The following is a 19112-nucleotide window of genomic DNA, read 5'->3' on the forward strand; positions in this document are numbered from 1 at the left end:
AAAACTGTTTTGTCTTTAACCAAGGCAATCAGCTCAAGGTGCAAAGTAGCGCAAACCTAGATGACGCCACGTTAGTGGCCTTTGCTCCAGCCTGTGACGCCAGCGAGCTGGGCAGCGCCGAGTTTAAAGCCTGTCACGGTGTTAATTATGCGTATTACGCGGGCGCCATGGCTAATGGCATTGCCTCAGAAGAAATGGTTATCGCCCTTGGCCGCGCTGGTTTTCTGGCCTCATTTGGCGCAGCAGGCTTAGTGCCAGCTCGGGTTGAACAAGCCATTCAAACCATTCAACAAGCGCTGCCTAATGGCCCTTATGCATTTAACTTGATCCACAGTCCAAGTGAGCCGGCCCTAGAGCGAGGCTGTGTTGAGCTGTATTTACGCCACGGCGTACGAACGGTTGAAGCGTCTGCCTTTTTAGGCTTAACCGAGCACATAGTGCGTTATCGCGCCGCTGGCCTCAGCCGAGGCAGTGATGGCAAGATCCACATTGCCAATAAAGTGATTGCTAAGGTGTCTCGCAGTGAAGTGGCAACCAAGTTTATTCAGCCTGCGCCCCTTAAAATGCTACAAAGCCTGCAAGCGCAAGGCTTGATCAGCGCCGAGCAAGTAGAGCTAGCGCAAGCTGTGCCCATGGCCGATGATATTACCGCCGAAGCCGATTCGGGCGGTCATACCGATAATCGTCCTTTGGTTACCTTGCTGCCAACCTTGATCAGCGTGCGTGATCAACTGCAACAAACCCATCAATATGCCACTCCGGTACGCGTGGGTGCGGGTGGTGGGATCGGCACGCCAAGTGCGGCGCTGGCCGCCTTTGCCATGGGCGCAGACTTTATTGTCACCGGCTCGGTTAACCAAGCCTGTATCGAAGCTGGCGCGAGCGAGCATACCAAAAAGCTACTGGCCACCACAGAAATGGCCGATGTGTGTATGGCGCCAGCCGCCGATATGTTTGAAATGGGCGTGCAATTACAAGTGGTTAAACGCGGCACCTTGTTCCCTATGCGCGCGCAAAAACTGTATGAACTCTATCAGCAATACCCTAGCATAGAGGCGATCCCAGCCAATGAGCGCGAAAAGCTGGAGCAGCAAGTGTTTCGCAAACCCCTAGAGCAAATTTGGCAAGACACGGTGGCGCACTTTAACAGCCGCGATCCGAAACAAATTGAACGCGCTCAAGATAATCCCAAGCGCAAAATGGCGCTGATCTTTCGTTGGTATCTTGGCCTGTCGAGCCGCTGGTCAAACCAAGGCGAAGCAGGGCGCGAAATGGACTACCAAATTTGGGCTGGCCCAGCATTGGGGGCGTTTAATGCGTGGACCAAGGGCACCTATCTCGGCGAATACCAAAACCGTAAGGTCGTCGATGTGGTCAACCACCTAATGACAGGCGCCGCTTATCTACAGCGAATTCAACTGCTAAAAAGCCAAGGGCTGATGCTGTCACCTGAACTAGGCCAGTACCGGCTTTAATGAATACCTGATGATTTGTCAGCTCCATTTTGTTGGTGCTTAGCAATATCCTTTACCTGTCAAACATTTGAAGAATATTTAGCACCAACACGATGAGTTGCCGAACGATTCGATTATTCGTGAATAAGGGAAACTATGAAACTGAATAAAGCATTAGTCATGACGTTACTGATCAGTAGTGGCGCTTATGCTGATAAATTGGCAACCGAGCAATGGTTACTTTCACTTGAACCTGTTTTAAGTAGCCATTTGTGTAGTGTAAGGGATCAGTCATATCTTCAAAGTAAAGCGCTAACAACGAAGAAGTGCAGAGAGTTAATAAACAAGCTGTATCAAAATTGTTTGGCAGAGCCTAACAAGCTCAATTTACCCATAGAGCTGACCCAAGACGAACAACAAGTTTATGGCGAAAAAATCGTGTCCTGTATTCACCAGGCCGGGAGCAAGATTGGCGAATAATAAGCTAACCAGTACGACACTCAATAAATGAGGCGACAAGCGTCAGAACGTCAGAAGCTAAAAGCAAATATTTGCTAATACCTGTATCCAATCGGCAGCTTAAGTCGGCTGCCTTCATTTAGGTAACCTTTAGCAATAGGCAGTTGGATGTCACTAAGAAGTGGGTATCCATTTTCATCGTACACTTCACTGTAGTGATAGGCTGCAATCACCTCGCTAAACTCTGCCTTATCGTTGTAAACCACTTTGAGACCAAATCCGGCTGTGGATTTATCGCCAAACAAACTTGGTGCATGCTCGGTTAACCATAGTTTGAAAGGCGCGGGCAGCTCGGTACATATGTCTTGATTGGTTTGTAAATAGGCACAACCTGACTTTTCGATTTGAACATAAGGTAGGGTGGCAACCTTGCCTTGAAAAATGTCGCCGACGAGATGTAAAAAGCCCAGCGCTTCGGGCTGGTAGGTGATGGGCTGATCAATAATGCGCCATTTAGGGGCTTCAAACACATTTAACATGGCTTGATATTTGTCCTCAAAGTACAGCGCAATAATGATTTCATCGTCCGTAAGGTGATGGGTGTTTTCAACTATGGTGACATCGGTGCCTGAGCCGACAAAGCTATAAATCATATTGAACTGGCGACCTGAGTGAGTCCACGACCAGAGCAGGCCAGTGCCATCGTAAAATTTGTAGCTACGCACAAACTTAAAGTCATTATCGGGCGCAAATTCAAGCAGCGAGGCATTTTTTAGGGCTGAGCTATGAAAGTCAGCGACATACCAATCCAGATCCGTATCGCGCTCTGCAACGGTTAAGCCTTTACCGACAAAGTTGCCAACCGTGTCTTTATGGCGTCTCAGATCGGCCAAGTAGTCGGGGCTGGCGTCGCAGCTAATCAAGAAAAAGCTGAAAAAACAAAAAATAAACGTTTTAAAGGGCATACAGCTCTCCAGCAATAGGCAAGTAATGAGGGGTAAGAGATAAACCATGCGCAAGCCGCAGGATGATAAATCAAATTATCCTAAAATTGCAGTTGCTTTACTCACAAAAACTGACTAATATGCCGCTCAATTAATGAGCACTGATCAAAAATGCTCGATATCAACTGATTTATCAACCTACTGTGAAGGAGAAATAACATGACATTGACATTAGCATCCTTTGCAGGTCTTAGCCGTTAAGAAACGAGCCGCTTAAATTCGTCTTTATACATCTTGTATATCTAGCCAAATACTGCGTTAATTTCGTTCCTTTCGTTTGATTTCAAAATAGATCCAGACCTGCCAATTCGATTTTCGTTTTAATCCTGTTTTTCTAATTAAGAAAAAGGAATTGGTATTATGGGCAAATCCGTCCAACACATTTCTGAAAATGTTAGCCTTATTGCGTCTAAAAATACGTGGATTGAGGGGCTGGCAATACAACAACTGACCAAAACAGCACAGCTAGAGGGCATGCAGCGCGTTGCGGGTATGCCGGATTTACATCCTGGCCGAGGCTATCCCATCGGGGCAGCTTTTTTTACCACCAGCAAAATTTACCCTGCGCTGGTGGGTAACGACATAGGTTGTGGCATGTCGCTGTGGCAAACCTCTGCCAAGGTTGCCAAAATCAATCTAGATAAGTTAGTTAAAAAATTTACCCATGTTGAACTGCCTCTCGATGAGCGTTGGGACTCGGTTATTTACACTCGAAAAGCCGAAAAAAGCATCCATGTCCAAGGGTATGATCACGCCTTAGGCACTATCGGCGGGGGAAACCATTTTGCTGAGTTTCAGGCCATTGATAAGGTGTATCAACAAGCTGCGCTTGATGAGTTAGGACTGAATAAAAAGCACCTGCAGCTTTTGGTGCACTCGGGCTCACGCGGGTTAGGACAATCCATTTTAGCGGCGCATATCGCAAAATACAGTCACGATGGATTATCTGAAAGTGATGCCGACTTTGCAAAATACATGCACCAGCATGATGAAGCCGTGCGTTTTGCCGAGCTAAATCGAGAATTAATTGCCATGCGATTTTTAGAAGCAATACGCGCTAATGGTAATTGTGCGTTAGACATTAACCATAACCTAGTATCGCCCAAAAACCTCGATGGCTGCGATGGCTGGCTACACAGAAAAGGTGCCACTCCCAGTGACAAAGGCTATGTGGTTATTCCGGGCTCTCGAGGGGATCACAGTTATCTGGTTAAACCCCTGTTAGTTAACCCCCTTCTAGTTAACTCAAATGGGGATGACTTAAGCCAAGTTGAAAATGGCCGCATTAGCTTATTTTCACTCGCCCATGGCGCAGGGCGTAAGTGGCAGCGTGGTGAATGTCATGGTCGTCTCGGTCATAAATACAAGCGTGAAGACTTATACCGTACGCCATTAGGCAGTCGAGTGGTGTGTGGTAGTAAAGAGCTGTTATACGATGAAGCCCCGCAAGCCTATAAAAAATGTGAAACCGTGATCAGCGATATGGTCGACGCAGGACTCATTGAGGTGGTGGCAAGGTTGCGCCCCGTTTTAACCTTTAAAACCAACGGGGGGTGCGCGGGATGATTTTACTGCAACTATCTGCAGGGCAAGGACCTATAGAATGCTGTCAAGCCGTCGGCTTGGCGCTGAACATGATCGCTAAACAAAGTATCGAAAAAGACATCAGGTTGGATGTGGTTGAAGCTATCGTAGCAACAGAGCGAGATTGTTATAAATCGGTGTTGCTGCAACTTGATTCAACGCCAGAGCACAGCGCGAAACAACTGGCTCTGTCATGGCAGGGCGCCATGTTATGGGTTAGCCAAAGTCAGTATCGGCCTAAGCATAAACGGAAAAATTGGTTTTTTAGTGGTCAAGTGTACGACATTGATGAGAGCCAACTGGATAACAGCGTGACCTTTCAAACATGTCGCGCGTCGGGCGCGGGCGGACAACACGTCAATACCACAGATTCAGCAGTGCGCGCGACGCATCTGGCAACGGGCATTTCGGTGCGGGTTGAGAGTGAGCGCAGCCAACATGCTAATAAACGCTTGGCAAGGGCCATGTTGATGCAAAAGGTTGAAGCTAACCAAATGGCGACAATGACGCAACAAGACAAGGCCCGTTGGCAACAGCATTGGCAAGTTGAACGTGGCGATCCGGTAAAAACCTTTAAAGGCGCCAAGTTTCGTTTAAGTCATGATCGCGGCGAAAAAGGAGGCGCTAATTAATGAAGGAGCATCAAGTCACCCATGTACTGTTTATTTGCAGTCGTAACCAATGGCGAAGCCCAACGGGTGAACAGGTATGGAAAAATCATCCTGCGCTAGCCGTTAAATCGGCGGGCATCAGCCCTAATGCCAACACCGTGGTGAATGCCAAAATGATTCAGTGGGCAGATGTTATTTTTGTTATGGAGCAAAAACATCAAGAGAGGTTAAAGGCGAGCTTTAACAAGTTATTAATCTATAAAGACATTCAAGTATTAGATATCCCCGACGATTATCAATACATGGATGATGAGTTAATAAGCATGATAAAACAAAGTGTTAGCCATTATTTAAGCTTAACCTAAGTTGAATTAGTTGTATTAGTTGTATTAGTTGTATTAGTTCAGATAAGCAGAGGACAGAACCATGTAATTCCATCTCCACACCGCAAGCTTTTTCGCCATTTTTAGTATGGGGAATCGGCTATGCGGTGCTTAAAACGAGGAAAGCATTGAACCTTGCGTTCAATCACAACAATAAGCAATGGAGTTACATGATGAAAGTAAAATACCCTCGCACCCCGCATTTACCTTGGTCACCGGGGGCGACCTATGATGACATACGCCAAGGTAATTTAAGTGGTCTGGCAAATCGACAAGTTGTTGTTACGGAAAAAATGGATGGCGAAAATACCACTATTTACCGCGACTTTATCCATGCCCGCTCGCTAGATAGTCGGTTTCACCCATCAAGAGCTTGGGTTAAAGGCTTACAAGCTGAGATTGGTTACCGCATACCACAGGGGTGGCGTATTTGCGGCGAAAATCTATACGCAAGGCATTCGATTAGTTATGACGCATTAGCAAGCTACTTTATGGCTTTTTCCTTATGGAATGAGCACAACGAATGCTTAAGTTGGCAAGACAGTAAGGCATTTTTTGCAGAGCTTGGCCTGATCACACCAAAGGAGCTGTATCTTGGCCCATGGTGTGAAACCACCATAAAAAACCTAGTGCTGGATACCCAGCATCAAGAAGGTTACGTAGTGAGGGTGGCTGATGCGTTTCATTTCTCACAATTTAACCAAAGCGTTGCAAAATGGGTGAGGCCTAACCATGTGATCAGTGAAAAGCACTGGATGCATGAAAGCGTTGTGCCTAATGGATTAAGCCATAAACCTGGGAGGTTAAAATGAGCAAACTCGCTAATTGGCTCAACAGCTTAGCCATGTCGCATACGCCCACTTTTGTTGAGTGTGTTGGGTATTTAGGGGATACATTTCCGTTACTGCACCATTTTAGCGACACCGAGCAAGACAAGATTTGGCATGCGGAAGGGAATGTAGCCATTCATACCGATATGGTATTGAGCCAACTGTATAACCTACTCAGCACTGACGCTAAGCATATCACCGGGGTCAATAGGCAAATATTGATTTTAGCTGCTTTGCTACACGACATTGCTAAACCCATCACCACCAAGCGTAAGCTTATGGCAGGGATTGAGCGTGTTGTTGCGCCAAAACACGAGGAGATAGGGGCAAGCTATTTAGCCCTTAAACTGCCCGAGTTACCCCTTGAGCACAAAGCCATCAGGGCCATTATTGGGCTGGTGGGGTTTCATCAGATGCCCAAGGGCCTAGTGATCAAAAATACGGGTTATAGCCACTATTTACACTTGGCTTTGAATGTAGATTTAGCGCTTCTTTATTGGCTTGAACTTGCGGATATGCAAGGGCGAACTTGTATTGATCAGTCGCTACAAATCGATTTGCTTGAACAATTTAAAATGTTTGCTCAAGAGTACCAGCTATGGGGTGAGGATGACGCCGTTGAGGCTATTTTAAAGCCGATTCAAATCAAGGCCTCTCGCGCCGAGCAGGACTATTTGAATGGTTATGCCCTGCGCCAGCTTGCCACTGAACAGATCAATATGATCGAGCAAGGGGTGGCGAAGAATTATCAAGGCGGACTGGATCACAGCCATCTCTATGTCATGTGTGGTGTCAGCGGTAGTGGTAAATCCACTTGGATTGAGCAAAACCTAAATGGGTTTGAGGTGATTTCGTTAGACAAGATCCGTGAAGAGCTCAATGGCAAACGAAGCTGCCAAAAACAACGCGGCCAAGTGTTACAACTGGCTAAATCCCGACTAAAAGCCGCCTTAGCTAAAAAGCAAAATGTTGTTTGGGATGCCACCAATATCCGTAAAGACTTTAGGCAAATTATTTGCGATCTGGGCCTGAATTACGGAGCGCTGATCACCCTAGTTGCCTTTCAGGTTAAGGAAAGTACGCTGCGCAGCCATAACAAAAGTCGGCGTCATGTTGTTGGCGATGACATCATTACAAGCCAACTCGCTAAATTAGAGTGGCCTTCAATAACCGAAGGCCACCGCATGCTGATTATCGGTGAAAAAGGCAAGGAGCTGTTTAGACAAGGTTCGTTTTAGGAACTACTTGAAATTTAGTTGCTTTACCTGCAATCGATTAGGCCGATAGGAGAGAAGATGAAAAACGCGGCATGTTGGTTGCGCTGCTAATGTTTTAACGGGGGCGGTGGTGTTTGACCATCGCCACTGTTAAATTTCTGCTTCATCTAAAGGGCTTTGATCCCATTAGGCCCAAATGCCTTAATCATCATGTCTTTCTTATCATCCACAGCAGGCTCTATAGTCACTTCGTGAAACCACATGTCTTTTAAAGAGTAACTGACGATCACGTTAGGGCTGTGGCTGGGCTGATTGCCTAAATACTTATAAAACTGGGTTTTAAATGAGGGGCGGGTGATGCCAAAGGTTTGTTTATTGTAGGGGGTAAATTTGTCTAAATAATGACCTTCTAATAGCATGCCATAGGGGTGGGACATGTGTTCCATCGGCACAGGGGTGCCAAGACTGCGAAACGGTATTTTATTCAACTGCACAGTAAGCTGGCGTACGGGGCGTTGTAACACCCCCTTATCAAAAGGTTTTAGATGGTAATGCTGTTGTTGATAAGGTGTTGGGTCGGGCAAGGCGGTGATTTTTATTCCTAAGCTAGGTATAAAAATATAATCGCTGTACCTTGGATTGTAATGAGGATATCGGCTGCACGTCTTAAAATCAGTACGATATTCAGCGATCATTTTGTCCCCTGGGGTATAAGGGGCATTGAAAATGGCCAGCCATTCTTGTACCGGCGCGCCCATTTTTAGCTCTTTACCTTGCCAGTAAATTTTATCCTTTTTGAACTCAAACCTAACTTCAAGCTTATCGCTGGGAAGCTGGCAATGTGCCGTGATTTGTGTGTTGGGTTTACAGCTGGGCTTGACATATTTAGGCATATTGGGTGCTTCGAATTCGACTAAACATTTCTTCTTCTGTTGTAATTCTTCAAAGGTTAAGTCAGGTATTTCCCCTGCCACACTATGAGCACTTACAATCAATAATGAGATAGTGATTATGTTAAGGCGGCGTCTGCTCTGCATCCTTCTTACCTTTTGCTACTCAGTGAACGGGGCAAGCTTTGTGCCTTCTTTGCTGACGACTTTAAACAGTCTGGAAGCGTTAAGCTTGGTGCCTTTGCCTTTGTATTCAACATAAAACCCATTGGCGTTGATCTTGGTTGACACGCCATCTTGCACAATAAACATGTCCGGCTCACCGTTTTCGAGATTCTGCGTGGTGTAAACAGCTTGAACCTCAAAGTGTTCGGCTTGCGAAATGGGAATAATCACCTTGCCCGTACTGTTAACTTGGGCGGCGATGTTTAGATCGTTTGCTTGTGCTGGCAAGGTGTTGGCAAAGTCCTCTCTTTGCTGTTCAAACAGAGTTGGCGATATTTTTTCGTTTAAGCCACAACGAAACTTTCTGACTGGCACGTTAATTTGGGTGCGTAAGCTGACGTAAACACAATCGATAAGCTCCGGGGTTGTTTGGCTGAAGGTGAAATAGAGCTCATCCATTTTGCTGCTGTAAAAGAGTGCGGCTTGGTGATTAAACTCAGCCAAGGCACTGTATTCGGCGCTGGTTTCTTGGGTTGAGAAAACATGGGCGATGACTTGCTTGCCCTTTGCCGTGGTAATGATGAGCTCATGATTGAGGCCGGCTCGATAGCTCGCCTTAGGGGCGGATTGCGCCAGTACAGGCAAGCTTAATATGGCGACCAATAGGCAGAATAACTGGCGTTGAAACACTTGCGATCCTTTTAGATGAGTTAGGGCCAAACTTGTGGCTAGATAGTGCGCAGCTAAGTCATTAGCCAACACAACAAGTAAGCTGCTAATTCAATGTGTTAGCTCGCGATAATAGGTTTTTATGGATTTTATTGTCAATAATGTTGAGTTAGAATGCTTTATCTTTTTGTGACTTTTGTGGTTTGCACTTAGAACTATTGCTTTTGGGTCTATTGCTTTTGTTGAAAAAATAAGCGTGATCCATGGCCGCGATTGTATTTGTATCGGTCATATTTGTTTCAGCTTAGCGTTCCCACGACTGACCGTATTTAGCTTCTGGAGCCCAGACATGCAACAAGACTATTACGCGTTATCGGCGTATGAATACCAATACTGGAAAACCACGCCAATGCCTGAGCCCCATCATCTAAAAGGCAATCATCCATTGGAGTTTGGTGATTATGCACGGGTGGTGCCATCCACCTATTTAAAGGGGCTACATGCTTCTTTGCAGGATGAGGCTATAGCAGAGGATGATGGTTTATTTCAATTTAATCATCAGTGCATTCGAACCGTGACAGGTGGAAGGGCATGGTTGGGGATTTTATGTCAGTTTGGTGGGAGCATGTTAGTCATTGCGGGAATTGCTTTTCTGTTGATGAGTCTTATTGTTACCTTTATAAAAAAGTATGATGACCTATCCAATGCCTTCTTATACATCTCTGGCACGTTACCATTTTCATTAGGACTATTATTCGTAGGTGTGGTTTTTTTGTTATTAGTTCGACTCCCCCCCCCTTACTCAGACTGGATTTTTGGTAAGGCTAGTCCCGCTTTAGAGTTAAATCGTCAAACAGGAATGATCACCTTTTGGCACTTTGGCTGGTTAACGGGCCGTTTAAAAAGCAAAAAAAGTGTGAACTTTATGGAGTTTATTCCTTACTTACAACCCCTTGTCAGTCCAACCCCGACCTCGGCTGGCTGCAATATCATTTTTGTGCATAAGGATGACAAGTCCCTTCAATTTAGCAGTGTCGGCTTGGCCAACTTCACCAGCATTGCCGATGGGCTGGCGTGGTGGGACTTTATTCAGTGTTACATGGATGTCGCCGAGCCGTTGCCTAACGCGCCGACGTTAGAAGTATGCCGCCATTTAGACCCGACCACCGCCAAACATGATTCAGCCAAAGGACGAGATCCCCGTTATTGGCGCGATATGAGCGAACAAGAGTACCAAGATGCAGAGCAAGCCATGGCTGAAAAAATCAGTCGGATTTATTACTGATGCGATTGGTTGACCGTCTTTGTCTAATTAACGTAAATAAACAGTCTCAGGTCACTTATGTCAGCTGAAAAAAATGGTTATGCCGATACCGCTTATCGCGGAAGTCAGTGCCCCCGCATTAATGAAATTTACCAAGCCAATCTGCTTGAGCATTTACTCATAGACAGCCAACTTATTTGGCACAATCAATACAGCTACAAGAGTCCGATCCATTGGCAGTTCCCATCTTATTGGTATCGCGAATTTAGCTTGCAATATGAATCAACAAGCTTTCCTAAGCATTGGCCTTGGAGTGAAGAGGCGTTTAAGACGACATTCGAACAAAAAGCCTCCAGTGAGTTCTTCTTCGCACTCCTTGGCTTACCTGTTAGCATCTTGTCATTTCCAATGGCATGGATACTGATCATTGCTTGTTGGGGGGCGCTTTTAGCTGGATGCATTATTGAGATGACGCTACTGCCTTTTAAAGCGTTTCTTATTTTTGGGATATTTCCACTCATAGTGGCTTGTATAGGAACTTATCTAAACTATTGGTTAATAGAAAAAAACCTAAAAGGTTTTAAACGCTATCACTGGAGCGGTGAAGGGTGTTATCGCCGCACCGGCAAAGTGAAACACGCTTATATCGGTGAGGCTAACTTTACCGATTGCGTGCCCGTGGTGGAGCATAATGTGATGACAAATGGCACCACCCACCTAAGATTAGTGTTGAAATACCAGCACCCGGAAAATCAATTCCAGTCTTTTGAAATACAAATATTCAGTGGCGGCACCGATTATTCACAAATCGAGGCCGCATGGGATACCTTGTTAAGATACATGGACGTGGAGCAGCCTTTACCGGATATCCCAAGCCTTGAGCCGTTTCGCCATTTAGACCCGACCACAGCGGCATTTGATAAAGCGGGTAAGCGCGGGCGACCCGATAACTTTTGGGTTGATTTTTATGCCCAGCACAGTAAACCACAGTGGCAAGATTACTTTACTCAATATGACGGTATTCGCAGTGATAACCCCATCAAGGTGATGGAAGAGGAATACCGAGTGATGATGAATGGCTTTGCGCCGTACACACCGCCGTATATCCCCGAAGAGGTTTACCAGCAGCGCTTAAAGCAAGGGCAGGAAGAAGTCGAGTTAGAAACTGAGCAAGCTGAGATGCTGCAGCCATAACAGGAGCCAAATCGTGCAACAAGACTATTACGCAGCAACAGCATATGAATACCAGTATTGGAAAACCACGCCAATGCCTGAGCCTCATCAACTAAAAGGCAATCATCCATTGGAGTTTGGTGATTACGCGCGGGTGGTGCCATCCACCTACTTAAAAGGGTTGTATGCTTCTTTGAAGGATGAGGGTATAGCAGAAGATGATGGCTTGTTTCAATTTAATCATCAGTGTATTCGAACCGTGACGGGTGGAAGGGCATGGTTGGGGATCTTGTGCCAATTTGGTGGTAGCTTACTTGTCATTGGAGGGACTGCAATAGTTATAGGTGTATTGCTGCTATCATTGTATTTTGCTTTTTCCGATTTAAAACTATCAATCAAGATAATTAAGGAAATGGCTCCAATTATAGGCTGCATATTGATTGTTGGGCTTGTGTTTCTTGGATTAGTTAGGCTCCCCCCCCTTACTCAGACTATATTTTTGGTAAGGCTAGTCCCGCTTTAGAATTAAATCGTCAGACAGGAATGATCACCTTTTGGCAATATAGCTGGTTATCAGGCCGTTTAAAAAGCAAAAAAAGTGTGAATTTTATGGAGTTTATTCCTTACTTACAGCCCCTTGTCAGCCCAACGCCGACCTCGACTGGCTGCAATATCATTTTTGTGCATAAGGATGACAAGTCCCTTCAATTTAGCAGTGTCGGTTTGGCCAACTTCACCAGCATTGCCGATGGGCTGGCGTGGTGGGACTTTATTCAGTGTTACATGGATGTCGCCGAGCCGTTGCCTAACGCGCCGACGTTAGAAGTATGTCGCCATTTAGACCCGACCACCGCCAAACATGATGTAGCCATAGGACGCGATCCCCGTTATTGGCGCGATATGAGCGAACAAGAGTACGAAGCAGCGGAGCAAGCCATGGCTGAAAAGGTCGCGCGTGCTTTCCATTGAAGAAATCCATGATGTAAAGGCGAAGTAACCCCATGCAAGCTGAGATGCTACGACCATAACAGGCTCCTCATCATCACAAGGCAATCATGTAATGGTATTTGGTGATGACGCTTGGGTCGTGCCATCTACCTAAAACTTAATGAGTGTGGTTGTTCATTGACGGGGTACAGTGGGACCTGAGCTTGTTCAGGGAATGGCATTTTTAATGTGAATTTGCGCTCTTCGCCGAGCGAGCTCGCCTCTCTCAGGTGTTGGTGTCTGGCTGTTAGTTTGTGAGTATCAGTGGGACCTGAGCTTGCTCAGGGAATGGCATATTTAAATGTGAGTTTGTGATGTTCGCCGAGCGAGCTCGCCTCCCACTGGGGCTTGTATTTGGTTGCTAGTTTGTGAGTGTCAGTGGGACCTGAGCTTGCTCAGGGAATGGCATATACCGCTGTGATGTACGAGGTAATAGGTTTATATGGATTTTATTGTCAATAATGCTGGGGTAGAATGCTTTATCTTTTTGTGACTTAATTGCTAGGTTGAATGTCTTTGTATCACTCATCCCATCGCGAATACGCAAACACGGCGTATCATGGCCAAGGGCCAAACCCAGCGCCGGCGGCCAATGATAGCTTTTTTAAATCCGTCATCACCAAGGCGAAACTGCCATGGGGTGATATTACTTGGCTAAATCCAACAAAATATCAATTTAAGAAGGTGGCTGAGCCGGGTAAGTTAAGTCATGATGCTTCTATCGACCATCAAACTTATCGCATAGAGACTGGGCCTGATTGTTCTGGCTCTGTTTTGATGGGATTTATACGATCTATTTTCCTGATTGGAAGCTTTCCATTAGCTTGGGGTTATCTGTTTGTACTCTTTATAACGTCAATAGCGACTTTCCTTGCAGGAGACATTGTATTTACAATTAAGCTGTTATTTTACCCATTTGTGATATTTCTTATCTTTACAGTAATGCGGGTGTTATTGGGTACATCATCACCCAGTTGTCGCCCCTATATTTGGTCAAAAATAGGTTTACACCGTTGTACGGGTAACATGACCACCCATTTTGGTACGTTACCGTTTACCGACTTTGATGCGGTGATTAATGCCATTGTTCAACAAAATGGTACCCATGAATTCCGTTTAGCGCTGCGTTACAAATACCCCGATAAATTGGGCCGTCGAACTCATGATATTGATGTGTTGATGGCGGGCGCTTCCATGCATGAGGCCGTTGCCGCTTGGGACATGGTGCAGCGCTATATGGATGTCACCAAACCTTTACCAGATATTCCTGAGCTAGAGCCTTATCGCCATCTTGACCCCACCACGCTTGCGTGGGATGAAGCGGGGTATCGCGGTCGAGAGCGTTTTTACTGGCGCGATTTATATGCCAAGGCCGCGCAAATTGACCAACAAGATCCCACCCGCTTTATCCAGTATTTGTTTTCTTTTGAAGGGCGTAGCAAACGTAATCCGTTACCAAAAATGGAAGAAGAATATCAACTCATGGTATGGGGCCAGCGGCCAGTGAGCGCCCCTTGGGTACCCGCCCATATTCTCGCCGAAATGGAGCAAATGGTGCTGGCGCAGCGTGTGAGCAACGTTTGCACCAGTGAGGTTGAATAAAATGTTAGATAAGCACTACAGTGCCACCGCATGGCAACAAGGTAAGGCAAGCCAAGTTAAACGGCCAGAAACCGGATTGCGTTACGCCACCTGGAGCAAAGGAAGTATCAAACTGCCTTGGTCACAACATTACACTAAAGTTGAACCTTATCAGTATATTGCCGACCGCATTTATGACGCAGAGGAAACAGGAGAAGAAGGCTCTTCTTGGAGTCATACGCGACTTCAATATACTGGGGTTAAGGGGTATACCGCATTTGTCATGAACCTTTTAGGTGGTGGAATAATTCTGTTTTTTATATCGCTTTTAGCATTCTCGGTTTTCATTTTTGGCTATTACAAAGAGGATCAAACAATCCTACTGCAAGCAGCTTTAGTGAGTATATTGTTTGGGGTGATTTGTTTGGGAGGAAGAATGCTCTATGAGTATTTACTTAAACATCCCGAATGGTTTGCTACCGATAATGGCGATGGTTTTTTTCGCCAAACCGGCATGGTCAAGGTAAAAAAACGCTTTGGTTTAGTCAGTTATCCGTTTACCGATTTTGATGCTTTTGTGGATTTGCACGTGGATACCACCTCGGGGCAAATTTATACCAATTTGGCCGTGGTGCACCGTAATCAAAAGGCGGTGTTTTATCTTAACTTAACCGGTGAATTACATGCCTCGCCGCAGCAGCACTACCTTTGTTGGGAAATGTTGCAACGTTTTATGGATGTCAGCCAGCCGCTACCCGATATCCCCCAGCTTGAGCCCTTTAGGCAGTTAGATCCCACCACCGCAGCCCATGATAAGGCCACAGGACGCAAGGCCGATAAATGGAAAAAAATGTCACCGAAATTGTTTGAGCAACGTGTGGCCAAGAAGTTAAAAAAAGAACAGACTCGCTTTAATTGGGAAGACATTCCCGACTTATTTGATCAGCAAACCCAGCAACAAAAGCAACAACAAGCCTTAAAGGCCGAGCAAGAAGCAGCTGCCCTAAAAAGCGGCAAGGTTAAGCGCTGTCCAAGCTGTAAAGAGCTGGTTGCCAAGCTAGCATCAAGTTGCGAGCATTGCGGGTATCAAATAAATCAATACGACGCCAGCCAGTTTGTGATGTCGCTACATCAAGCCATCAATCATGGCGATTGGGCCCTTACCAAACAGCACCTAGAGCAAGGCGCCGATGCCAATGCTACCGACAAAGCCGGACAAACACCGTTAGCAATAGCAACAAGGCGAGGGGATCAGCTGATCATGTCATTACTGGATGAATATGGCGCGCGATAAGTGCTATTTGGTTAAGTTTGTGATCTTCGCCGAGCGAGCTCGCCTCCCACAGGGGCTTGTGTTTGTTTGCTAGTTTGTGAGTATCAGTGGGACCTGAGCTCGCTCAGGGAATAGCATATTTAAATGTGAATTTGTGATGTTCGCCGAGTGAGCTCGCCTCCCACTGGGGCTTGTATTTGGTTGCTAGTTTGTGAGTAACAGTGGGACCTGAGCTTGCTCAGGGAATGGCATTTTTAATGTAAATTTGCGCTCTTCGCCGAGGGTGAGTAATTAAATTATTACGTCACAATATTAAACACTTGGTTACTAAATCATCATTTTGCATTAGGCGGGGCATTACCTTTTTGTGATATAAAAGAGTCGTTCACGCTTATTTACGCACCCTGTTATTGGCGAGTTATCTGATTGACTGATGTCTTGGGCAAACTGACAAGCTAGGGTTAGCCCTTCTATCCGCTTTTAGGCGTGCAGCTAAGAGGCCATAATACAAAGCATTATTGCAGAGGTGACTATGTCGACCACGGATTTGATCGCGTCAGGTTTAAGGGAATTTGCTCTTAATACCGCCCCCCAGAATATTAAAAGCCTGCAACTGGCCTACGCCCTTGGCGACATTGAAGCGCAGTTTTCTCTTGGTTGGGCATACAACAACGGCGACGGCGTAGAGCAAGATTTTGCCATGGCTGAAAGCTATATACTGCCTTTAGCTCAATACGGTCACACTTGGGCGGCCTTTGCGATGGGCTGGATGGCAGAGCATGGCTTAAAAGCCAAATACAGCCCTAAAGATGTCTTTATGTGGTATTCCATCGCTGCGGCTGACCATCACACTTGGGCCATTAATAATCTGGGCGCCATGTATCAAAAGGGGCAGTACGTAGACAAAAACCTTGAGGCTGCCATCTATTATTATGAAATCTCGGCCAAGCAAGGTAATGCGCTTTCGCACAAAAATTTAGCCGATATTTTTTACTATGGTGAAGATGAGATTGAGGTTGATGCAAAACGCGCCTTTTACCACGCACTGCAAGGCGCTAAAGGTGGCAATGCCACCGCGACGTATCTGTTAGCCCAATGTTATCGTGATGGCAAAGGGGTCGAGCAAGATAATGTGTATGCCTTTGAATTGTTACATCACGCTTACCAGCACGGCCATCAACAGGGCAACATTATATTTCAGCTTGGCTATCACAGTGAAAAGCATTGCCAAGATGATGATCACTACCAACAGGCTATCCGATGGTATGAAATGGCCATCGAGCAAGATCAGGATGAAACAAGTTGTTACAACCTAGCACGGATCTACAGTCTGGGGTTAGGTGTTGAAAAAGATCCGCAAAAGGCAATCGCCTTATATCACCAAGCCTTAGGCCATTATGAAGATGTAGAACGGCTGTTAGGTAAGCTCTACCTTGGGCTCACCCCTGCTAATGTTGAACTTGGGGTTAAGTACCTAACATTAGCCATCGCAAAAAACGATATGAGTGCCATGTTTACCTTAGGCTCCGCGTATTTGGAAGGCCGCGGTGTCGCAAAAAATGACGCCTTAGCCTTTAAGTATTATTTACAAGCAGGGACGGCGGGAGACGAAGACGCCGCCAATAACCTGTATTGTATGTACCGAGATGGCACGGGTACCGAGGTTGATCTAGAGCAAAGTCAGTTTTGGTTAAAACGCGCCGCCGAGTTAGGCCATCACGTTTGTCAACATATATACGCGATGGCGCTCAGCAACAGCGATGATGAACAAGAGCAACAACAGGCATTGGTTTGGTTTCATAAAGCCGCCGATGAAGGCGATTGTTTGAGCTCGTCCTTAGAGCTAGGCTTTTGTTATTACCATGGCCGCGGCTGTGAAAAACAACCGGATAAAGCGCAAATTTACCTGACGAAAGCCTTGGGGCATGCCTCCGGTGAAGCCCATTACTTACTCGCTCGGCTGTATCTCGATCTTGACCACCCTGAAGGCAAACTTCGTACGTGGCAACTGTTTAATCAAGCTTATGAATTAGGCTGGTCACAAGCGGCGGCGAACATAGGCCATTGTTTACTATACGGCATTGGCGTGATTGCCAATCATCAACAAGCGGCTCACTGGTTGAGACTGGCCGCTGAGCAGGGCGATAAGCTTAGCCATTTTCATTTAGGGGTATTACATTTCGATCAAGGGAAATATGAGTCAGCTGCACATCATTTGGAGCAAGCACAAGCGCAAGTCAGCGCCGCTAAGGAATACTTAGGCGCCATCTACCTGCACCAATACCAAGTTCCAGAGCGCGCCTATGATTACTTGCAAGGTTACATTCACACCGATGACCCCAAAGACACATGGGCGTTATATAACTTGGCTTTACTGCTTAATCAGCCTGATTTTTCTAAATACAATCAAAAACTAAGCTCAGATTTAATGCTTAAAGCGGCTGATTTTGGCGATGCATATGCTTGTGAAGTGGTGGGCACACGCTACTTTTTGGGCGAGATCTTACCCTTAGATAAACACGCCGCTAAGCCGTATTTAACCCTAGCAGCGGAGCATGATCTGGTTGCGGCGCAATATACGCTAGCCTTGTATTATCAAGAGGACAGTGATGCCCCCGATCGCGTTCAGCAGGTGATCCATTGGTATGAACAAGCCGGAAAAAACCAAGCCGAGCAAGCCTATTTTAACCTAGCGTGCTTTTTGCTGGAAAATGCAGTGGAAGAATCTGGGATCAGCCATGGCATCGGCTATTTGATTGCCGGCGCCGACCAGGATTGCAAATTATGCCATTATGTACTTGCCAGCATGTATTATTTGGGTGAAGGGCTCACTAAAGATCTCATCCAATCACGACAACATTTAGAAAAGTCCGCCGCGCTGGGTTATGAGCGCGCCATTAATGAGCTCGCCGCGCAAAACCAAGGCCATGGCGCTGGGTTTGAGGTTGACAAAGCCCCGCACCTAAGGTGTTTGAGCTTTGATTAGGTGGGGTGGGGAGTTTTGCCGGTGGTGAGTACTAGCAAACAGAATGGCTATTTGAGAAGTGATTAGAATATTTAGTAGTACTTCTTCGTAGACAATCATCGTAAATAAAAGCTATATATAAATGTCTATTTCGAAGGCATAGCATTTAATAAGCTACTTACAACACAATTAAGCAACCCTTAATTGTGTTGTTGTCTAAGTTTAGCCACTAAATATTGTCGCCTATACCCCAATAACTGAAGTATTTGTAGCTGTTTGGCACTTGTGAGCAAACACTGGCGTAGTAGTCTTGCAGCGAGTTGAGTTTGGGGTTGTATAAGGGGTTACAGTATCTATCAAGGCCGGTGTTATAGCCTTTTTCATAGTCGTTATAGCCCATTGAAGGCAGCTGGCCGAGCTGTGCAAGTTGGGTTTGATCTTTGGCGGTTTTGCCCGCCAAGCCGTCGTCTCGACCAATTTTGAACCATTGGTTGTTATCCGCTAGTTGCTGCTGATCAACACTGCTACATGCTGTTAAGGACAAGCCAAATAATAAGGGTATTAAGGTTTTCATTTGATACTCCTTCGGGGGTTAGCATAAAA

At 45.9% G+C, this 19112-nt stretch carries 17 protein-coding genes and 1 pseudogene; 14 read left to right on the forward strand and 4 right to left on the reverse strand.

All coding sequences use genetic code 11. The features are described 5' to 3' along the window. Positions 1 to 74: 74 nt before the first annotated feature. Positions 75 to 1475: pseudogene (locus K6Y21_RS02925) on the forward strand (PfaD family polyunsaturated fatty acid/polyketide biosynthesis protein); the annotation flags it as partial. Between the two features lie 135 nt (positions 1476 to 1610). Continuing rightward, positions 1611 to 1934, forward strand: coding sequence for a hypothetical protein (locus K6Y21_RS02930; RefSeq protein WP_233070182.1), 324 nt, complete (start codon positions 1611 to 1613; stop codon positions 1932 to 1934). Positions 1935 to 2008: 74 nt separating this feature from the next. Here K6Y21_RS02930 and K6Y21_RS02935 read toward each other — a convergent pair whose 3' ends face one another. Next, positions 2009 to 2878, reverse strand: a complete 870-nt coding sequence (locus tag K6Y21_RS02935) for a hypothetical protein (protein WP_233070183.1) — start codon at positions 2876 to 2878, stop codon at positions 2009 to 2011. Positions 2879 to 3277: 399 nt separating this feature from the next. On the opposite strand from K6Y21_RS02935, the gene K6Y21_RS02940 reads away from it, so the two are divergent. The 5 genes from K6Y21_RS02940 to K6Y21_RS02960 all read left to right on the forward strand — a co-directional run bounded on the left by K6Y21_RS02940 (position 3278) and on the right by K6Y21_RS02960 (position 7563). Next, a complete protein-coding gene (locus tag K6Y21_RS02940) occupies positions 3278 to 4483 on the forward strand; it encodes an RNA ligase RtcB family protein (RefSeq protein WP_233070184.1) in 1206 nt (401 codons plus the stop codon). After that, a complete protein-coding gene (gene prfH, locus K6Y21_RS02945) occupies positions 4480 to 5133 on the forward strand; it encodes a peptide chain release factor H (RefSeq protein WP_233070185.1) in 654 nt (217 codons plus the stop codon). The genes K6Y21_RS02940 and prfH overlap by 4 nt, the downstream gene beginning before the upstream one ends. Then, positions 5133 to 5477 carry a low molecular weight protein tyrosine phosphatase family protein gene (locus tag K6Y21_RS02950; RefSeq protein ID WP_233070186.1) on the forward strand — a complete coding sequence of 115 codons (345 nt, stop codon included), beginning with the start codon at positions 5133 to 5135 and terminating at the stop codon, positions 5475 to 5477. Before prfH ends, K6Y21_RS02950 begins: the two co-directional genes overlap by 1 nt. Before the next feature lie 188 nt (positions 5478 to 5665). Beyond that, positions 5666 to 6307: an RNA ligase family protein gene (locus tag K6Y21_RS02955; RefSeq protein WP_233070187.1), complete on the forward strand. Its 642-nt coding sequence runs from the start codon at positions 5666 to 5668 to the stop codon at positions 6305 to 6307. Further along, positions 6304 to 7563: an AAA family ATPase gene (locus K6Y21_RS02960; protein WP_233070188.1), complete on the forward strand. Its 1260-nt coding sequence runs from the start codon at positions 6304 to 6306 to the stop codon at positions 7561 to 7563. Before K6Y21_RS02955 ends, K6Y21_RS02960 begins: the two co-directional genes overlap by 4 nt. 146 nt (positions 7564 to 7709) lie before the next feature. Here K6Y21_RS02960 and K6Y21_RS02965 read toward each other — a convergent pair whose 3' ends face one another. After that, positions 7710 to 8579 carry a hypothetical protein gene (locus K6Y21_RS02965; protein WP_233070189.1) on the reverse strand — a complete coding sequence of 290 codons (870 nt, stop codon included), beginning with the start codon at positions 8577 to 8579 and terminating at the stop codon, positions 7710 to 7712. A 15-nt stretch (positions 8580 to 8594) separates the two neighbouring features. After that, positions 8595 to 9287 carry a hypothetical protein gene (locus K6Y21_RS02970; protein WP_233070190.1) on the reverse strand — a complete coding sequence of 231 codons (693 nt, stop codon included), beginning with the start codon at positions 9285 to 9287 and terminating at the stop codon, positions 8595 to 8597. Positions 9288 to 9615: 328 nt separating this feature from the next. On the opposite strand from K6Y21_RS02970, the gene K6Y21_RS02975 reads away from it, so the two are divergent. The 7 genes from K6Y21_RS02975 (at position 9616) to K6Y21_RS03005 (ending at position 18530) form a co-directional block, all read left to right on the forward strand. Further along, positions 9616 to 10551, forward strand: a complete 936-nt coding sequence (locus tag K6Y21_RS02975) for a hypothetical protein (protein WP_233070191.1) — start codon at positions 9616 to 9618, stop codon at positions 10549 to 10551. A gap of 57 nt (positions 10552 to 10608) precedes the next feature. Further along, a complete protein-coding gene (locus K6Y21_RS02980; protein ID WP_233070192.1) occupies positions 10609 to 11724 on the forward strand; it encodes a hypothetical protein in 1116 nt (371 codons plus the stop codon). A gap of 13 nt (positions 11725 to 11737) precedes the next feature. Continuing rightward, positions 11738 to 12226 carry a hypothetical protein gene (locus K6Y21_RS02985; protein WP_233070193.1) on the forward strand — a complete coding sequence of 163 codons (489 nt, stop codon included), beginning with the start codon at positions 11738 to 11740 and terminating at the stop codon, positions 12224 to 12226. Positions 12227 to 12312: 86 nt separating this feature from the next. After that, positions 12313 to 12672 carry a hypothetical protein gene (locus K6Y21_RS02990; protein WP_233070194.1) on the forward strand — a complete coding sequence of 120 codons (360 nt, stop codon included), beginning with the start codon at positions 12313 to 12315 and terminating at the stop codon, positions 12670 to 12672. Between the two features lie 528 nt (positions 12673 to 13200). Beyond that, positions 13201 to 14292, forward strand: a complete 1092-nt coding sequence (locus tag K6Y21_RS02995; RefSeq protein ID WP_233070195.1) for a hypothetical protein — start codon at positions 13201 to 13203, stop codon at positions 14290 to 14292. Position 14293: 1 nt separating this feature from the next. Next, positions 14294 to 15565: a zinc ribbon domain-containing protein gene (locus K6Y21_RS03000; RefSeq protein WP_233070196.1), complete on the forward strand. Its 1272-nt coding sequence runs from the start codon at positions 14294 to 14296 to the stop codon at positions 15563 to 15565. Between the two features lie 511 nt (positions 15566 to 16076). Further along, entirely contained in the window at positions 16077 to 18530 is a 2454-nt protein-coding gene (locus tag K6Y21_RS03005; protein ID WP_233070197.1) for a tetratricopeptide repeat protein, read from the forward strand. A gap of 208 nt (positions 18531 to 18738) precedes the next feature. On the opposite strand, the gene K6Y21_RS03010 is transcribed toward K6Y21_RS03005, so the two are convergent. After that, the gene (locus K6Y21_RS03010; protein WP_233070198.1) at positions 18739 to 19083 is read right to left on the reverse strand and encodes a DUF2799 domain-containing protein; all 345 of its coding nucleotides are present in this window, start codon (positions 19081 to 19083) and stop codon (positions 18739 to 18741) included. Positions 19084 to 19112: the final 29 nt, after the last annotated feature.

Origin of the sequence: Motilimonas eburnea (assembly GCF_021295345.1) — a bacterium.
GTDB lineage: Bacteria > Pseudomonadota > Gammaproteobacteria > Enterobacterales > CBDFNC01 > Motilimonas > Motilimonas eburnea.